Genomic DNA, 13643 nt, shown 5'->3' on the forward strand with positions numbered 1-13643 from the left:
ACAGTCGGTTTTGTCCGCCAAGAAGTCTTTCGGATTCATCAATTCAAGGGGGAAATTTCGGCAGTTTTTTGCGCAGGTGATGCGAATATGTATAATATTGAGACATTTGGCGGCGCATTTCCGCCGGGCGATGCAAAGACGCATCACGCACCGAAAGATGCGCCAGGTTGATACGTTTGTGAATAGACAACGCGCCCAAGGCGTAACCATATTTGATCCGCGCGCATTTCTGCTGCGTAAAGTAATGAATAATCAAGGCCATCCAATGTTCTCAGGTATTCGGACCCGTTCTGGTATTATTTTCACCGCATGTTTTCTGGCTTCGGCGTCCGTAGTGAATGCAGACACCCGGCCAGCGACGGCGTTTCAGATGGCTGTTGCCGAATTTGCGCCCTCGGGGTCAGGAATCGCCGAGTTTTACCGCGAGAATGGTTTTGCCCCGGTTTGGGTTGGCGAAACGCCGCTGCATTCGGCGCGCCGCGCACGGCTGATCCAGGCCTTGTCATCGACCGATATGCATGGATTGCCGCAGGGTTCGGACAGCGTCCAGTCCCTTGTGGAACAGATGCAAGAGGCCCGTACGACGCGCGATCTGGGCGCTGTTGAGGTCAGTCTGACCCGCGCTTTCGCTGAATACGCGCGCAATCTCCAGTCGGGCGCGCTGCGCCCATCCCAGATTGATGATGGGTTAGTGCGCAAGGTTCAAAGGGCTTCGACAAAGGAGCACTTGCAGGGGTTGATCGCAGGGGAAAATGGCTCGTATTTCGATCAATTGGCCCCGCAAACAACCCAGTACCGGGCCTTGATGAAGCAGAAGTTGGTGCTGCAGGACCTCATCCATCAAGGCGGTTGGGGCGCGACGGTTCCTGTTGCTAAGTTGGAATATGGCGACACCGGACCCAATGTAATAAAACTGCGCAATCGTTTGGTTTCCATGGGGTATTTGCGTCCTACCGCCAGCCCGGAGTTTGATGCGGCTTTGTTGGGTGCCGTTCAGGCGTTCCAGACAGATCATGGTCTTGCGCCGGACGGTGTGGCCGGTCAGGGCACGATTTCTGAGTTGAACCGCAGTGCCTCCGACCGTCTAAAGGCTGTCTATGTCGCATTGGAGCGCGAGCGCTGGTTGCCGCGCGAACGGGGTGAGCGGCACATTTTGGTAAATCAGGCTGATTTCTCGGCCAAGATCGTCGATGACGGGTTGGTCACGTTCGAAACGCGCGCGGTGATCGGCAAGAACACACATGACCGACGCAGCCCCGAGTTCTCGGACAAGATGGAGCATATGGTCATCAACCCCAGTTGGTATGTGCCGCGCTCGATCATCACCAAGGAATACCTGCCCCAACTGCAATCAAATCCCAACGCCGTTGGCCATATCCAGATCACCGACCGCAGCGGTCGGCAGGTCAATCGCGGCGCGGTGGATTTCACTCAGTTCAACGCGCGGAACTTTCCGTTTGCGATGCGCCAACCGCCCAGCAAAAGCAATGCGCTGGGGCTGGTGAAGTTCATGTTCCCCAACAAGTACAACATCTATCTGCATGATACGCCTCAGAAAAGTCTGTTCGCGCGTGAGGTGCGGGCGTTCTCGCACGGGTGTATCCGCCTGGCAGATCCGTTTGATTTCGCCTATGCGTTGTTGGCCAAGCAGGAAGAAAACCCAAAGGCGTTTTTTCAGCGTGTTCTGGCCACGGGTAAGGAAACCACGGTGCAATTGGAACAGCATGTTCCGGTTCACCTGATCTACCGCACGGCTTATGTCGGCCCCAAGGGTGAGGTTCAGTATCGCCGGGATGTCTATGAGCGTGATCGGAAAATCTGGGAGGCCTTGCAGAAAGCAGGGGTGGCCCTGCCGGACGTTCAGGGGTAATCAGCGGGGCAGATCCTTAAACCGGGAAGCCCGATATGCACTATACCATCCAGCAAATCGCCGACGCTCTTGGGGCAGACTGCCAGGGCGATACTGGCCTGATCGTTGAACGCGCGGCTGAGCCGGGTGATGCAGCGGCGACTGATCTGGCGATGGCGATGTCTCCGAAATATGCCGAGGCGCTGAGCGGCAGCTCGGCACGGACAGCCGTGTTGTGGGAAGGTGCGGATTGGCAAGCGCTAGGGTTGGAGGCGGCCATCTTTGTGCCCCGTCCGCGTATGGCGATGGCCGGGATCACCACAATGTTGGATCGCGGGCAGGGCGTAGCGCCGGGTATTCACCCTTCGGCCGTGATCGACCCGACCGCGGAAATCCCCAAAGACGCAGCCATCGGCCCCTTGGCCGTCATCGGTGCGCGGGTTCGTATTGGCAAAGGCGCAGTTATCGGCCCGCATTGCGTGATTGGCATGGATACGGTTCTGGGCGAAAACGCCATGTTGCGTGAGATGGTTAGCATCGGGTCCAGGGCGCAGATCGGTGATCGTTTCATTGCCCAACCCGGCGCACGGATCGGGAGCGACGGGTTCAGCTTTGTTACCCCCGAGGTTTCGGATGTTGAGAATGTCCGCAAAACAATGGGCGACAAAGGTGATGCGCGGGCGCAAAGCTGGCTTCGCATTCACTCGCTGGGTGCAGTTGAGATCGGGGATGACGTTGAGGTCGGCGCCAATTGTACCGTCGACAACGGAACGATCCGGAATACCTGCATCGGAAACGGGTCCAAGTTGGACAATCTTGTGCATGTGGGGCACAACACACGGGTTGGGCAGGATTGTCTAATTTGTGGTCAGGCTGGCGTTTCCGGCTCGGTCGAGATTGGCAATAACGTGGTACTGGGTGGCCAGACCGGCGTGGTCGACAACATCTTTATCGGTGACGGCGTGATAGCGGCGGGCGGCACTAAAATCCTGTCCAACGTTCCTGCGGGTCGGGTACTAATGGGATATCCGGCCATCAAAATGGAAACCCATACCGACATCTACAAAGCACAACGTCGTTTGCCCCGCATGGCGCGTGACGTCGAGGCGTTGAAAAAGGCTGTTTTCAAACAGCCCCCGAGTGATTAAATCATCCGCAACGGGAAAATCAGAGGACCGACATGAGCATCACCGACCGCGTCATCGCAATCATTGCTGAGCAGGCCGTGCTGGAGCCTTCGGACGTCACGCCCGAAAGTACACTTGAAGATCTGGGTATCGACAGCCTGGGTCTGGTCGAGAGCATTTTCGCCATCGAAGAAGAGTTCGATATCTCGGTCCCGTTCAACGCGAATGAACCACAAGCCAGCGATTTCGATATCTCAAATGTGGCAGCGATCATTGCCGGGATCGAAAAGCTTGTGTCGGAAAAGGTCTGACCTGAAATTATGAAACGCGTTGTTATTTCCGGGGCCGGGACGATTAATTCGCTGGGTCACTCTGTCCCTGATACGCTTGAAGCTATGCGCGAAGGGCGTTGTGGTATCTCGCAACTTGAATTCCGCGATGTTGAGCGGCTTTCCATCAAAATCGGCGGCCAAGTGCGCGGGTTCGAGGCCGAAGGGCGGTTTAATCGCCAGCAGATGAGCCTTTACGATCGCTTTACGCAATTCACGCTGACCGCCGCGAAAGAGGCGATTGACCAATCCGGGATCGAGTTTCACGGAGATCTTGCTGCTCGGTCCGGTGTCGTTCTTGGCACCGCCGGTGGCGGCGTGTCCACTTGGGACGATAATTACCGTTCCGTCTACGAGGACGGTAAAAACCGTGTGCATCCATTTGTGGTGCCCAAACTGATGAACAACGCGGCGGCCAGCCACGTGTCTATGGAACATAACCTGAAGGGGCCAAGTTTTACGGTTTCAACCGCTTGCGCCTCATCCAATCACGCGATGGCATTGGCGTTTCAGATGGTCCGCAGCGGCGCCGCACCTGCAATGATCACGGGTGGATCAGAATCCATGTTGTGTTTTGGCGGCGTCAAAGCCTGGGAAGGCCTGCGCGTGATGTCCAAGGACGCTTGCCGCCCGTTCAGCGCCAACCGAAATGGAATGGTGCAGGGCGAAGGGGCCGGGGCTTTTGTCTTTGAAGAATACGAACATGCGCGCGCACGAGGGGCAGATATCCTGTGTGAGGTTGTCGGCTTTGCCATGTCCTCGGATGCGTCCGACATCGTGATGCCCAGTAAGCAGGGCGCGGCACGTGCCATGTCAGGTGCGCTGACCGATGCGCGCCTGAATGCGGACCAAGTCGGGTACATCAATGCGCATGGGACGGGCACAGCGGCGAACGACAAGACCGAATGCGCGGCGGTGGCCGGTGTGTTCGGGCCGCACGCAGACGACCTAATGATATCGTCCACGAAATCCATGCACGGGCATTTGATTGGGGGTACTGGCGCGGTCGAGTTGCTGGCATGTATCATGGCGTTGCGCGACGGGGTGATCGCCCCAACCATCGGTTATGAAGATCCAGATCCCGAATGTGCTTTGGACGTGGTGCCAAATGAGGCGCGAGACGCGAAGGTGGATGTTGCGCTTAGCAATGCGTTTGCCTTTGGCGGGTTGAACGCGGTTTTGGCTCTGAAACGGGTCTGAAGCTTCGGAAGCAAAACGACAAAACGCCGCCCGAAGGACTGGGCGGCGTTTTCTGTTTTACTAGTATTAGTTTTTGATGACTTCCAGCTGGTCAAACCCGGCAGTGAACCCTGCTAGAGATATTTCCAATTGCAGCGCCTGCGAAGGTGCCAGAACAGAAACCATCGACAAGGTACCTTTGGTCCCACTCTTCAAAGCTTCGAGGTCTTGCTGGGTAAAGCCCACTTGCGCAAGGCACCCAACGGGGTTGCAGTGGTGATAGTTGTATCGTTTGCCCGGCGCTCCGTCGATCGACAAGGATATCTGAGCTTGCAAAAGCACCTCGAGGGGCACAACGATGATCGCAGCAGCTACGGCCGGAGCTTCTTCGGGCAGCTTTTCAATCGTAATTTCCGCAATGGGCTGGTCTTGCTGACCGGTCAGAATCTGTCGCATGACACAAGGTTCGCTGTCAGTTCCTGTATTGATGCACATGACTGCCCAGTCGCCGGTCTCTTCCTTAAGGTACTGCTCGCCAATACGCGGGCCGGATTCCCCAAGATCCAGGTCAGCACCGGTTTGGGTTTGCGGAGCCTCGGCATCCTGCGTTGCTTCTTGTGCATAAGCGGCACCACACCAAAGCGCAGCGGCCACAAGGCTGAGAGATAGAGTGTTCTTGATCATGAATGCCTCGGCAATGTGATTGAGCTTTTTGACCCGTCTATCATCCTTGGATCATGGTGTCAGGCATTAAGCTGCACAAATGGGTGACCATAGTCAGCTTTTTGCCGCTTTCCAGTGCTTGAAACCTGGATGAAACAAAAAAGAAAGGGAACCGGTGGAGCGGCTCCCTTTCAAAAAATTTTCTCCCCGTCGGACTGGCCGACTTAGTTATGCGCAGACGTTACGAAAGGCGGTCGCATGCGTCAACTGAAAACCTGAAATTTTAATGGAAGAACCAGCATTGCTTTAAAAAAACCGCGCCCGAAGGCGCGGTCAGTCGACAGGGAGGAAGTTTGCCGCACCCGACCTCTGACAGCGAGGGCAGCAAAATGACTATCGCAGTCAAAGGTTAACTTTGTATGCTGGGTTCAGATCGGTGGAAATTAAGGCCTTACCTACATGGACAAAAACATTTTTCTGGGCGGCGCGGGTGAAGATTACAGCCAGCCTCAAAACCTGACCCTCAAATATGCCAACCGGCACGGGTTGATCGCAGGGGCGACGGGCACAGGCAAAACGGTGACGTTGCAAATCCTGGCCGAGGGGTTCTCGGCTGCGGGCGTCCCGGTGTTTCTATCCGATGTCAAAGGCGACTTGTCCGGGTTGGCAATGGCGGGCAGTGAAAGTCACAAGTTGCACCAGGCGTTTCAGGATCGCGCGGTTCGCATCGGCTTTCAGGATTATACCTATGCCGCATGCCCGGTAACATTCTGGGATCTGTTCGGCGAACAAGGCCATCCTGTTCGAACGACCGTTACAGAAATGGGGCCATTGCTGTTGTCTAGGCTCATGGACCTGAGCGAGGCGCAGGAAGGTATTCTGAACATTGCTTTCCGAGTGGCGGATGAAGAAGGGATGCCGCTGCTAGATCTCAAGGATCTGCAAGCCCTGCTGGTCTGGATCGGTGAGAACCGCACACAGTTATCCCTGCGCTATGGCAATGTCTCGACTGCTTCGATTGGGGCGATTCAGCGGCGGTTGTTGGTGTTGGAAAACCAGGGCGGGACCAATTTGTTCGGAGAACCCGCGCTGGAATTGGCCGATCTGATGCGTACTGATGCGAACGGGCAGGGGATGGTGAACATCCTGGCCTCGGATAAGCTGATGGGGTCGCCGCGTCTCTATGCGACTTTCCTGTTGTGGCTGTTGAGTGAGCTGTTCGAGGAATTGCCCGAGGTTGGCGACCCCGACAAACCCAAACTGGTGTTCTTCTTTGATGAGGCCCATTTGTTGTTCGAAGATGCGCCCAAGGTTTTGGTCGACAAGGTAGAGCAGGTCGCACGGCTGATCCGTTCCAAGGGTGTCGGCGTCTACTTCATCTCGCAAAACCCGGCGGATATTCCCGAAGATATTCTGGGACAACTTGGCAATCGGGTGCAGCACGCGCTGCGTGCCTTTACCGCGCGGGATCGCAAGAACCTGCGTTTGGCGGCCGAAACCTATCGCGAAAACCCGGCCTTCGACACCGAAACCGCAATCCGAGAGGTTGGCGTAGGTGAAGCGGTCACGTCGATGCTGCAGAAGAAGGGTGTGCCAGGTATTGTTGAACGGACGCTGATCCGTCCACCGGGAACACAACTTGGGCCAATCACCGCGTCCGAGCGTCAGGCGGTCATGACGGCGTCACCGATGCAGGTCAAGTATGGCACATTGAAGGATCGGAAATCGGCCTTTGAAATTCTGCAGGCACGCGCCGATCAGGCCGCGCAGGCTGCTGCAAAAGCAGAAGAACAAGAAGAGACACAATCTGTCGCTGAACGCGAGTTCGCCACGGCCAGGCGCTATTCCGGTGGCCGGGTCGGGCGATCTTCCTCTCGCGTAAAGCGGCAGAAAGATACCTTTGCTACAGCAATGAGCGAGGCCGTCATCAAAGAGCTAAAAGGAACAACCGGGCGCCGCATTGTTCGTGGAATTCTGGGCGGGTTGTTCCGCGCTAGGTAAGCCCAAGGCGCCGCACAGCGGTTTCGTTGCGCGGCGCTATTTAGGTTACTTCAGACGACGCTGACCTTCCTGCCGGCAGTAGCCGTCAGCCTCGGCCACAGACATCTTTGTCGCGGGGTAGTCGATGGCACGATCCCAGATGACGCGATCCGGGCGGTACAACTGGCACGTCACCACACCCTTTGAGGTCTGGACCTGAACTGGATCGGTTTCCAGATCTTCGGGTGACGGGATACATGCGGCCAGGCTGGCAACAACTGTCAGCATTAGGATTTTTGGGATAAACGAAGTTTTCATGTGTCGTCTTCTTACTCTCGAGAGGTGACCTGTAGTATCAGCGTCAACTGACTAATTAACCGTGAAGGCGATCTGGCGCAGGTCCGGAAACTGCCCAACGATAATTCGGTCTATTAAGGTTCGGTTCATGAATCAAGAAACCGCGCCGATTTTGAGGCGCGGTTCCGAATATTCCCCTGAAAGTGATCTATTTCTCGGGGATCAAGCCCCTTGGACTGAATCTAAGAACAATCAGCAGGATCAACCCCATGGTCAGCAGGCGCATATGCGCGGCGCTTTCGATCAGATGTGCCTTAAGCGCGCTGCCATCAGGTAATCCAGCGGTGATCAGGTTCATCAGCCACAGCCCGATAGGTTCGACCTGAACCCACAGGAACCAGATCACGAACGCGCCCAGTACCGCACCAAAATTGTTACCTGATCCACCGACGATCACCATTACCCAGACCAGGAATGTAAACCGCAATGGCTGATACGCGCTGGGGGTCAACTGGCCGTCCAGCGTTGTCATCATAGCACCTGCAATTCCGCAGATGGCCGAGCCCAGCACAAAGATCTGCAAATGGCGACGGGTCACGTCCTTGCCCATCGCCTCGGCCGCGACCTCGTTGTCACGAATGGCGCGCATCATGCGGCCCCACGGGCTGTTCAGCGCCTTTTGCGCCATCCAGAGCAGGACCAGCAGAACGATCAGGAACAGAAACGAATAGCCCAGTTTAACCGCCAGCGTCGAAGCCGTGACTGTATCCAGCCCCAACCACTCGGCGCGAGCGATAAAGCCAGGGTCACTCTGGAGATCGACCTCATATCCAACGACCGGAGCAGGGCGCGGGATGCCGTAGACGTTTTTGACGCCCCGGGCCAACCAGTCCTCGTTTTTCAAGATCGCGATGATGATCTCGGCAATCCCCAGCGTTGCAATCGCCAGATAGTCCGAGCGCAGGCCCAGAGCAGTTTTACCAATCAGCCACGCTGCACCAGCCGCCAGCAGTCCACCTGCCGGCCAGGCCAGCAGAACAGGCAGATTCAGACCGCCGAGGTTGCCCGCAACAGCCGGTTCAATGGCCTCGACCGCCGCGGTGTTGGGGTCGAGAACAGCGCGGTAAACAAAGAAGCCGATGATGAGAATGGCAATGATCGACAAAGTCCGAACCCGACCTTTGGGCATCTTCTGCGCCACCAGAACTGTGGCCACAACGGTTGCAGCGCCCAGCAGCAGGGCCAGTACAATACCGAAACCTCCGGCAGACCAGGCGCCAGGTGTTGTCGGGGTCGAGACCAGCACAACGGCAAGCCCGCCCAACGCAACAAAGCCCATGACCCCGACGTTGAACAAACCGGCGAAACCCCATTGCAGGTTCACCCCAAGCGCCATGATGGCCGAGATCAGTCCCATGTTCAGGATCAATATCGCGGCGTTCCAGCTTTGCGTGAATCCGGTCAGCAGGATCAGGCCACCAACAACAGCGAAAAGCAGCGTATTTTTGACAGGCTCGGTCATACCGCTTTCCCTTTAAACAGACCCGTAGGTTTGAACAGAAGCACGATCAGCAAAATGACAAAACTTACGGCGAATTTGTAATCGGTGGACAGGAATTGCACCAATCCCGACGGCTCCAGGTTTTCCGGGGCAAGATAGGTCAACACTTTTTTCCAGGCGTAAGTGATCGTGACCTCGGAAAAGGCGATGATGAACCCGCCAGCGATGGCACCCACAGGACTGCCCAGACCACCGACGATGGCCGAGGCGAAAATCGGCAGAAGCAGCTGGAAATAAACGAAAGGTTTAAAACTTTTGTCCAGCCCGTACAGGACCCCGGCCGTGGTCGCGAGCGCCGCAACGATGATCCATGTAATCATCACCACCCGCTCGGGGTTGATACCGGACAGCAGGGCGAGATCTTCGTTGTCCGAATACGCACGCATCGATTTGCCAGTGCGGGTTTTGTTGAGGAACCAGAACAACAGCACAACGGCAACAACTGCAACGATGACGGTAATGCCCTGAGATGTCTTGATCGCCAGCCCCTCATTCAGCCCGGTCATGGCCTTGAATTCACGTGCGGAGATCACAAACCGCTGACCGTCCGAAAACCTCTGATCGTCCGGGCCGATGATGAACCGCACCAGGCCGTTCATGATGAACATCACGCCCATCGACACGATAACCAGAATGACCGGCTTGGCCTTTTGCTCGCGATAAAATCGATAGACCATTCGGTCGGTGATCAGCACCAGAACGATACAGCCCAATATGGCAAAGGGCAGAGCCAAAAGGGCGGTCGGCAGCGGACCAAAACTGACCCCAGCGGCCTGCAGCCCCCAGGTGACCAGAACGGCGATCATCGCGCCAAAGGCCATCGTGTCGCCATGGGCAAAGTTGGAAAACCGCAGGATACCGTAGATCAGCGTGACGCCCAGCGCCCCCAGTGCCAGCTGGCTGCCATAAGCAATTGCGGGCACCAACACAAAATTCGCAAGCGCGACAAGCGCGTTCAGTATGTCCATCTCACCTTCTCATTCCGCCGGGTGCGGCCTTATGGCATACCCGCGCGCAAAGACACAATATTTCAACGGTTATGGACGGTCGAATTCCGAAGAAAAACTGCATATGGGCAGCGTTCCGTTCGGGCAATCAAGGCGCGCCTGACAGGATCATGTCCGTCAGACGCGTCGCTGGCTCAGCTTTGCTGTTCTTGGGATAGTAAATGTGGTCAATTTTTGAGTGTACAGACCCCGCGTTCGTTGCGCTGTTGCCCGCCAGAGGCGCGAACTTCAAGATGACCGGTCTCTGAATCTACCGTGTATCCCACGCTACCGTTGCTTTGAATTTGCAGAAATTCCTGCGCGCCGAGGCTGGGGATCACAAGGACTTCATGCTCTTGACCCTCGGCCAGCAGCAAGCCCTTGGATTGCCCTTCGATCTGTTTCAGCACGACCTGGTGGGCTGGTTCAATTGGATTGCACCCACCGGGGTTGCAGGTTTCGGTAATCTGGCACTCGTAAACAAATTCACCTTGCGCGGGGGCTTGCGACACGGCCTGCGCGGTCGCAGGCAGAACGATGGCGGCAAGCGCAGCCAGATATTTCATAATATGTCTCCTGAAGGGGGCAATTGCCCGAAATATTTGAGAATCCAATCAGGATTCCCGCTGTTCGCGCGTTCGTGATTAGGGGCGGATCGTGGCGGAATTTGAGCCGAGACGAGGCGGAATTCTGAAGGGATTAATTTTAACAATTCTTAGGGGAGTGGGGTAACCAGCCGGGAACAAACCGTTTTATTGGAGGTTGTTTATCCGACCAGTGGCGCAAAGCTGCAAACGCCATCTTCTCGCCACGATTGATTGCCTGAAAGCACGCGGTTTAACCGTGTCAAAGAGGCGTTGACACGCGAACACAGCCTTTCACCTGGGATCAACTGAAAGTGAGGGCCGTCATGCAGCCTGTTGAAGTTATTTATCTAATTTATGATCTTTCCCTGTGCCCGAGGGCGCTGAATAAAGGGAGGTACATCATGAAATTCTACGCAGCAGTGATATTGAGCGCGGTTTTGCCTGCGATGGCGCAAGCCGCATCAAGCGACCCTCTGGACGGGGCGGATTTCGTCGTCAATTGCGTATCGGACAATACTGATAGCGCGGTGACATTGGCCAGGTCTGGAGCCACGGATAAGGGATTTATCGTCACAGATGATATTCGCGGAGAGGCGACGATCATTGCCGGTCTGAACTCGCTGACCTTCCTGCACATCATGGACAAGGACGTCGTGACCTTTGTCGTGGATTTCGAGGACTTGAATTATGATATGTCGATCAAAGGCCCGCATGCAGCGCAGGATTTCGGGTCTTGTGGTGATCCGATCGGGTGAATGAGGCTGAATGTATTGGTGGTGAAGGTAGTACTAATGAGAATAAGTCCTATTTACCCCACCTCAGCTATTTATCGTAAAGTTACCGAAGCAATTTCAATACGACCAAATTTGATTAGCCAATTTATACGACTGCAGAAACAAGGACGAAGTTGGAGAGCGCTACAAAGACGTCCATTAGTTGTTTTCTCCGCAGTGGCCATGAAGTACCGACACGTCGACCATCCAACCTCTGGTTTGTGTTGTGATAGTGACGTCAGTTGGTTGACCCTTGTCCAACTCGATCTGCATGATCGCCATTTCTCTGTCGTCGGTGCGGCGTGCGACAAGTCGGCCATTTTTCGAAAGTTCCGGTTCGAACTCAAAGCCAGCTAACGGAAATTTGGAGTCCTTATCTGGCCCGACGGCAAAAGTGTTCAGTTGGTTGCCGATAGAAGAAAGTTCCATAGTAAAGCCGCCTTCTAGACACTCGACGGCATCACAGTCGTTCGAGATGCAATGCGCACGAACTTCACACATTTTTACCTGACAGTAAGTTTGGGGAACGATTTCGGCATATCCTACACCAGTTGCACCGAACCCAGCGACAGTTAAGAAAAGAAAGTGTTTCAGTCCTCGCTGAGGAAACACAGCACTCATCCCCCCAAGAAGCTCTTGCGCACTTCGGGATCGGCCAGCAATTCTTTACCCGTGCCACTATACGCATTCCGCCCCTGCACCAGGACATATCCCTTGTCCGCAATCTCCAAAGCCTGACGGGCGTTCTGTTCCACCATCAGGATTGGCAGGCCGGTGCGTGAGACCTCAATGATCCGGTCGAACAGTTCATCCATCACGATGGGTGAGACACCGGCAGTGGGTTCGTCCAACATCAGCACCTTGGGCTGGGTCATCAGCGCTCGGCCCACGGCAACCTGCTGGCGTTGACCGCCCGACAGCTCTCCGGCCGCCTGGTTGCGTTTGTCGCGCAGGATCGGGAAGAGGTCATAGACCTGCTCCATCGTCTGACTGATATCGTCGCGCCGGATGAAGGCACCCATTTCTAGGTTTTCCTCGACCGTCATGGACGTGAAGATATTCGAGGTCTGCGGCACAAAGCCCATCCCCCTGATCACCCGATCCTGTGGCGACAGTTTGGTGATGTCCTCGCCATCCAGCCGCACCGACCCGGCACGGACATCCAGCATTCCGAACACGGCCTTCATCGCGGTGGACTTACCGGCACCGTTGGGACCAACGATGACGGCGATTTCACCCTTATCCACGGCGATGGTACAGTCGTGCAGAATGTCGGGACCCTTGCCGTAGCCACCGGTCATGGTATCTCCGATCAGGAAGGGGCCGCCGCTGACCTTGTAGGTTTCTCCGCTGGTTGGATGCGCGGGGGTCATTGTGCCAATGCCCTTGGTATTGGCAATTGTTGCGTCCTTGTTGCCGTGATCGTCCTGATAGGGGTTGTCGCTTGCGCCCGCAGTCATGTCTGGGCCTCCAGCTTGTCTTTGTTCTTCAGGCCGGTGCCCAGATAAGCCTCGATCACGTGTTCGTTGGCCTTGATCTCGTCCAGAGTGCCCTCGGCCAGCACTTTGCCCTCGGCCATGCAGATCACCGGGTCGCAAATTTTGCCGATGAAATCCATGTCATGCTCGATGACGACAAAGGTATAGCCGCGCTCCTTGTTCAGACGCAGAATGGTGTCGGCTATGGTCATCAGCAAGGTGCGGTTCACACCCGCGCCAACCTCGTCCAGAAACACGATCTTGGCGTCGACCATCATGGTGCGACCAAGTTCCAGCAGTTTCTTTTGCCCGCCCGAAACCTGACCTGCCTTGTGGTCGGCCAGGTGTTCGATGGTCAGGAACTCCAACACCTCGTCCGCCTTGGCGCGCAGGGCGCGTTCCTCGTCGGCGATGCGTTTGCGGCCAAACCAAGTGTTCCACAGTGATTCACCCGATTGCGCGCCGGGCACCATCATCAGGTTCTCGCGGCAACTCATTGACGAAAACTCATGCGCGATCTGGAACGTGCGCAGCAGCCCTTTGTGAAACAGCTTATGCGGAGGCAGGCCAGTGATATCTTCGCCATCCATGAAAACCTTGCCGCTGGTCGGCGGCAACACACCCGCGATCACGTTGAACAGGGTTGTCTTGCCCGCACCGTTCGGTCCGATCAGGCCGGTGATCGAGCCCTTTTGGATTTCCAGCGAAGCACCGTCCACCGCGTGGAACCCGCTAAAATGCTTATGCACGTCCTCAACGACGATCATGGTTTTCCCTTGCCTTTTCCCCGAAAACAGAGGTGCAGCCTTTTGTCACTGAAACAGCCCGGACACA

15 protein-coding genes are annotated in these 13643 nt (G+C 55.9%); 6 read left to right on the forward strand and 9 right to left on the reverse strand.

Going from position 1 to position 13643, the window contains the following annotated elements; all coding sequences use genetic code 11:
* Positions 1-43: 43 nt before the first annotated feature.
* Positions 44-262: a hypothetical protein gene (locus ACR0AL_RS02825; RefSeq protein WP_170348743.1), complete on the reverse strand. Its 219-nt coding sequence runs from the start codon at positions 260-262 to the stop codon at positions 44-46.
* 3 nt (positions 263-265) lie between these two features.
* Here ACR0AL_RS02825 and ACR0AL_RS02830 point away from each other — a divergent pair, with 3 nt between their 5' ends.
* The 4 genes from ACR0AL_RS02830 to ACR0AL_RS02845 are packed head-to-tail and all read left to right on the forward strand — an operon-like array spanning position 266 to position 4505.
* Entirely contained in the window at positions 266-1870 is a 1605-nt protein-coding gene (locus ACR0AL_RS02830; RefSeq protein ID WP_170348742.1) for a L,D-transpeptidase family protein, read from the forward strand.
* A 35-nt stretch (positions 1871-1905) separates the two neighbouring features.
* On the forward strand, positions 1906-2997 hold the full coding sequence (gene lpxD, locus ACR0AL_RS02835) for a UDP-3-O-(3-hydroxymyristoyl)glucosamine N-acyltransferase (RefSeq protein ID WP_480646674.1): 1092 nt from the start codon (positions 1906-1908) through the stop codon (positions 2995-2997).
* 32 nt (positions 2998-3029) lie between these two features.
* On the forward strand, positions 3030-3287 hold the full coding sequence (locus ACR0AL_RS02840; RefSeq protein ID WP_170348740.1) for an acyl carrier protein: 258 nt from the start codon (positions 3030-3032) through the stop codon (positions 3285-3287).
* Positions 3288-3296: 9 nt separating this feature from the next.
* On the forward strand, positions 3297-4505 hold the full coding sequence (locus ACR0AL_RS02845) for a beta-ketoacyl-[acyl-carrier-protein] synthase family protein (RefSeq protein ID WP_170375382.1): 1209 nt from the start codon (positions 3297-3299) through the stop codon (positions 4503-4505).
* Between the two features lie 66 nt (positions 4506-4571).
* Here the strand turns inward: ACR0AL_RS02845 and ACR0AL_RS02850 are convergent, their stop codons facing one another.
* On the reverse strand, positions 4572-5168 hold the full coding sequence (locus ACR0AL_RS02850; protein ID WP_480646672.1) for an invasion associated locus B family protein: 597 nt from the start codon (positions 5166-5168) through the stop codon (positions 4572-4574).
* A gap of 438 nt (positions 5169-5606) precedes the next feature.
* Between ACR0AL_RS02850 and ACR0AL_RS02855 the strand changes: the two genes are divergently transcribed.
* Positions 5607-7148, forward strand: coding sequence for a helicase HerA-like domain-containing protein (locus ACR0AL_RS02855; protein ID WP_480661892.1), 1542 nt, complete (start codon positions 5607-5609; stop codon positions 7146-7148).
* Positions 7149-7193: 45 nt separating this feature from the next.
* Here the strand turns inward: ACR0AL_RS02855 and ACR0AL_RS02860 are convergent, their stop codons facing one another.
* The 4 genes from ACR0AL_RS02860 to ACR0AL_RS02875 all read right to left on the reverse strand — a co-directional run bounded on the left by ACR0AL_RS02860 (position 7194) and on the right by ACR0AL_RS02875 (position 10537).
* Positions 7194-7445, reverse strand: a complete 252-nt coding sequence (locus ACR0AL_RS02860; RefSeq protein WP_170348736.1) for a hypothetical protein — start codon at positions 7443-7445, stop codon at positions 7194-7196.
* Positions 7446-7632: 187 nt separating this feature from the next.
* The gene (locus ACR0AL_RS02865; RefSeq protein ID WP_480661894.1) at positions 7633-8946 is read right to left on the reverse strand and encodes a branched-chain amino acid ABC transporter permease; all 1314 of its coding nucleotides are present in this window, start codon (positions 8944-8946) and stop codon (positions 7633-7635) included.
* Complete coding sequence (locus tag ACR0AL_RS02870) at positions 8943-9953, reverse strand: branched-chain amino acid ABC transporter permease (RefSeq protein ID WP_480661896.1); 1011 nt, start codon at positions 9951-9953, stop codon at positions 8943-8945. Before ACR0AL_RS02870 ends, ACR0AL_RS02865 begins: the two co-directional genes overlap by 4 nt.
* Before the next feature lie 206 nt (positions 9954-10159).
* A complete protein-coding gene (locus ACR0AL_RS02875; protein ID WP_480661898.1) occupies positions 10160-10537 on the reverse strand; it encodes a hypothetical protein in 378 nt (125 codons plus the stop codon).
* 422 nt (positions 10538-10959) lie between these two features.
* On the opposite strand from ACR0AL_RS02875, the gene ACR0AL_RS02880 reads away from it, so the two are divergent.
* Entirely contained in the window at positions 10960-11313 is a 354-nt protein-coding gene (locus ACR0AL_RS02880; RefSeq protein ID WP_480661900.1) for a hypothetical protein, read from the forward strand.
* Between the two features lie 177 nt (positions 11314-11490).
* Here the strand turns inward: ACR0AL_RS02880 and ACR0AL_RS02885 are convergent, their stop codons facing one another.
* Genes ACR0AL_RS02885 through ACR0AL_RS02895 form a run of 3 tightly spaced genes read right to left on the reverse strand, consistent with a single transcriptional unit; the run spans position 11491 to position 13576 of the window.
* Positions 11491-11952, reverse strand: coding sequence for a hypothetical protein (locus ACR0AL_RS02885; RefSeq protein WP_480646670.1), 462 nt, complete (start codon positions 11950-11952; stop codon positions 11491-11493).
* Positions 11949-12791: an ABC transporter ATP-binding protein gene (locus tag ACR0AL_RS02890; protein ID WP_170348730.1), complete on the reverse strand. Its 843-nt coding sequence runs from the start codon at positions 12789-12791 to the stop codon at positions 11949-11951. The genes ACR0AL_RS02885 and ACR0AL_RS02890 overlap by 4 nt, the downstream gene beginning before the upstream one ends.
* Entirely contained in the window at positions 12788-13576 is a 789-nt protein-coding gene (locus tag ACR0AL_RS02895) for an ABC transporter ATP-binding protein (RefSeq protein ID WP_170348729.1), read from the reverse strand. Before ACR0AL_RS02895 ends, ACR0AL_RS02890 begins: the two co-directional genes overlap by 4 nt.
* Between the last annotated feature and the right edge of the window lie 67 nt (positions 13577-13643).

This window comes from Ruegeria sp. BB1, from assembly GCF_056539465.1.

Coding starts and splice junctions, on each gene's coding strand:
- ACR0AL_RS02845 (WP_170375382.1), top strand. CDS start 3,297: ATGAAACGCGTTGTTATTTCCGGGGCCGGGACGATTAATTCGCTGGGT.
- ACR0AL_RS02870 (WP_480661896.1), bottom strand. CDS start 9,953: ATGGACATACTGAACGCGCTTGTCGCGCTTGCGAATTTTGTGTTGGTG.
- ACR0AL_RS02875 (WP_480661898.1), bottom strand. CDS start 10,537: ATGAAATATCTGGCTGCGCTTGCCGCCATCGTTCTGCCTGCGACCGCG.
- ACR0AL_RS02840 (WP_170348740.1), top strand. CDS start 3,030: ATGAGCATCACCGACCGCGTCATCGCAATCATTGCTGAGCAGGCCGTG.
- ACR0AL_RS02850 (WP_480646672.1), bottom strand. CDS start 5,168: ATGATCAAGAACACTCTATCTCTCAGCCTTGTGGCCGCTGCGCTTTGG.
- ACR0AL_RS02865 (WP_480661894.1), bottom strand. CDS start 8,946: ATGACCGAGCCTGTCAAAAATACGCTGCTTTTCGCTGTTGTTGGTGGC.
- ACR0AL_RS02825 (WP_170348743.1), bottom strand. CDS start 262: ATGGCCTTGATTATTCATTACTTTACGCAGCAGAAATGCGCGCGGATC.
- ACR0AL_RS02880 (WP_480661900.1), top strand. CDS start 10,960: ATGAAATTCTACGCAGCAGTGATATTGAGCGCGGTTTTGCCTGCGATG.
- ACR0AL_RS02885 (WP_480646670.1), bottom strand. CDS start 11,952: ATGAGTGCTGTGTTTCCTCAGCGAGGACTGAAACACTTTCTTTTCTTA.
- ACR0AL_RS02860 (WP_170348736.1), bottom strand. CDS start 7,445: ATGAAAACTTCGTTTATCCCAAAAATCCTAATGCTGACAGTTGTTGCC.
- ACR0AL_RS02830 (WP_170348742.1), top strand. CDS start 266: ATGTTCTCAGGTATTCGGACCCGTTCTGGTATTATTTTCACCGCATGT.
- ACR0AL_RS02890 (WP_170348730.1), bottom strand. CDS start 12,791: ATGACTGCGGGCGCAAGCGACAACCCCTATCAGGACGATCACGGCAAC.
- lpxD (WP_480646674.1), top strand. CDS start 1,906: ATGCACTATACCATCCAGCAAATCGCCGACGCTCTTGGGGCAGACTGC.
- ACR0AL_RS02895 (WP_170348729.1), bottom strand. CDS start 13,576: ATGATCGTCGTTGAGGACGTGCATAAGCATTTTAGCGGGTTCCACGCG.
- ACR0AL_RS02855 (WP_480661892.1), top strand. CDS start 5,607: ATGGACAAAAACATTTTTCTGGGCGGCGCGGGTGAAGATTACAGCCAG.